Below are 2,645 nucleotides of genomic sequence, written 5' to 3'. Positions count from 1 at the left end.
GAAATTGCCCTACATATTGAACCAAGATTCTTAAGTATCGCTGTAGGGTTATATTTTAAGTTATAATACTAAACAGGCGAGGGTGCTATCGGAAAAATTTCTGGAGAAGTGTCAGCTCTTCGACACGCTACCAAAGCTTTTTGGAAAAACTAAACTTTTACCTGACCATAGAGTTGCTGGGGTGGCAAGAAAAGTGGGCCGTAGACGTGATGTGTCGAAAGGAGAATAAGATGGGTGAATTACTAATCAAAGATGTAAACATAATTGACGGTACCGGGCAAAAGTCATTTGAGGGGTACATAGAAGTGGAAAACGGCATGATTAAAGCCGTAACTCCCAAAGGAGAGAAGCTTCCAGAATCAAAAGAAGTTTTGGATGGGAAAGGACTTACAGCTTCGCCCGGATTTATTGATATGCACAGTCATTTTGATTGGGCGCTTCCATTGGATGACCACGAAACCTTTCTTTACCCGCTGGCAGAACAGGGGGTTACTACGGTAATCGGTGGGAACTGCGGTTTTTCTCCGGCGCCTATTGCCGACGGCAACATAGAGCTGGTAGGCAAGGTTGCCGAGTTCTTCGTAGATCGGCCGCTTGATTTTAGATGGAGATCCTTTGATGAATTTCTTGACCACCTGGAGTCTGGCAATGGTATGCTCTTTAATCTGGTCCAGATTGTGGGCCACGGTACGCTTCGCCTGTCTGTCATGGGAGAAAACAGGCGTTATCCTGACCCTACTGTTTTGAAACAAATGCTGAGAATGGTGGAGGAGTCCTACGACGCCGGGGCAGGCGGCTTATCCTTCGGGCTCGGATATGACCCTGGACTTTTCGCGATAGACGAAGAACTTATTTGCTTTGCCAAAACGGCGGCAGCAGAGGGGATTCCCCTTACCGTTCACATCAAGGCGTTAGGCAGGGTATCAGGTGCGTATCCCCTAAAGCCGTTTTCTGAGCCGCACAACATAAGGGCGGTAAAAGAAATCTTGAATATAGCGAGGAAAACCCAGGTAAAGCTCCAGATATCACATTTAATTTTCGTGGGCACCAGGACCTATGCGATGGCAGATAGAGTTGTAAAGGTGATTGAGAAGGCGGCAGAAAATGGTATGGATGTCATGTGGGATATTTACCCGTACAACTGTAGTAATACCTATATAAATATAGTGCTGCCCGCCTGGTTTCTTGAGGATTTTGACCGAAATATTCTGAGCAATTTTGCCAAGAACCGACTCAGGTTAGAAATATTTTTAATAAGAAAACTTCTCGGGTTCGATTTTGCCGATATTCAGATTATGAACGCAGCATTCACCGGTGGAAAAGAGCTAAACGGCTTAAACTTGAGAGAGGCCGCCAGGGAACTTGGCCTGAGTTCATTCGAAACCATGTTTGGAATAATCAAAAAAAGTAAGGGTAAAGCACTTGCTCTTTTTCACCGGTTCAGTGGAGACGAAGGTCATCAGGAAATCCTTGAGGCGTTAATTGCACATCCGCTGAGCCTATACGAAACCGATGCCGTAATGCGAAGGGAGGGGTTCAAAAACCCTTCCAGTGTGGGAGCCTTTCCGAAAATTTTGGGTAAGTATGTGAGAGAAAGGGGTCTTTTAACTCTCGAAGATGCAATAAATAGAATGACTCTGAGAGTAGCAGAGAGGTTCGGGATAAAGGATAGGGGGGTCTTAAGAAGGGGGAAAAGTGCCGACATTGTGCTGTTTAATCGGGAGACCATTCAGGATAATACCACAATTAAGGATACGGGCAAGAAGCCTGACGGTATAGAGTATGTCTTCAACAATGGAGTCATGATTGTCAAGAATGGGAATTATGTAGTAGGGAAAAAGCCAGGCAGAGTGATCAGGAGAGAGAAAAGATGAAAGTTGTTGTCTTAGGTGGGGCAGGAGATATGGGCTCTGAGGCGGTGAAAGAGCTGGTCAAGTTCCCGGAGGTAGAGAGAATTACCATTGCCGATCTGAATACGGCGGCGGCAGAGAAACTGGTCTCTTCCTTGGGCCAGGAGAAGGTAAGGGTACAAAAGGTAGATGCAACCTGTCACCAGGACCTGGTAAACGTTCTAAAAGGTCATACTGTGGCTGCGGGAGCGCTGGGCCCTTTTTACCGCTTTGAAAAACCAATTGTGGAAGCGGCCCTGGCGGCCGGGGTGGACTATGTAAGCATTTGTGACGATCATGATGCGGCTTCTGCCGTCATTCAAATGGATCGGACAGCACGCGATAAAGGACGTAAAGCACTCACCGGTATGGGCTGGACTCCTGGACTTAGGAACATCCTGGCCCGTAAGGGGCTATGACGCCTTGGAAAGGCCTGAATCTATCCGTATTTACTGGGCCGGTAGCTCGGGCGATTCAACCGGGTTCGCCGTTATTTTACATACTATTCACATTTTTGTTTCTACCATTATGGACCAAGAGGGTAAGGTGCCAGCAAAAAGTCGGGTTTCCACGGACAGAGCCTCCATCAAGAACTACCTGAAAAGCCTGGATGGCCTTAAGCCCACCAAGGCGGTTCTAGAGGCCGGCTTTAACTGGTCCTACTTTTACGACCAGTTGGCTGAGGAGATAGAGGAAGTGTGTCTGGCCCATCCTCTAAAGACCAGGCTCATCGCTTAAGGCCAGGATTAAGACGGA

The 2,645-nt window shown here is 47.3% G+C and carries 3 protein-coding genes; all 3 read left to right on the top strand.

From position 1 onward, the window contains the following. Positions 1–230 precede the first annotated feature (230 nt). The 3 genes from HW443_RS10510 to HW443_RS10500 all read left to right on the top strand — a co-directional run bounded on the left by HW443_RS10510 (position 231) and on the right by HW443_RS10500 (position 2,627). Positions 231–1,874, top strand: a complete 1,644-nt coding sequence (locus HW443_RS10510) for an N-acyl-D-amino-acid deacylase family protein (RefSeq protein ID WP_176230745.1) — start codon at positions 231–233, stop codon at positions 1,872–1,874. Continuing rightward, on the top strand, positions 1,871–2,308 hold the full coding sequence (locus HW443_RS10505; RefSeq protein ID WP_176230744.1) for a saccharopine dehydrogenase NADP-binding domain-containing protein: 438 nt from the start codon (positions 1,871–1,873) through the stop codon (positions 2,306–2,308). Before HW443_RS10510 ends, HW443_RS10505 begins: the two co-directional genes overlap by 4 nt. Before the next feature lie 127 nt (positions 2,309–2,435). Beyond that, on the top strand, positions 2,436–2,627 hold the full coding sequence (locus HW443_RS10500; protein WP_176230743.1) for a hypothetical protein: 192 nt from the start codon (positions 2,436–2,438) through the stop codon (positions 2,625–2,627). The last annotated feature ends 18 nt before the right edge of the window (positions 2,628–2,645 follow it).

Origin of the sequence: Candidatus Hakubella thermalkaliphila (assembly GCF_013281975.1) — a bacterium.
In the GTDB taxonomy this organism is placed as follows: Bacteria; Actinomycetota; Humimicrobiia; order Hakubellales; family Hakubellaceae; genus Hakubella; species Hakubella thermalkaliphila.
The sequence above is the reverse complement of the archived record's forward strand: the minus strand, read 5'-3'. Positions and strand labels throughout refer to the sequence as shown.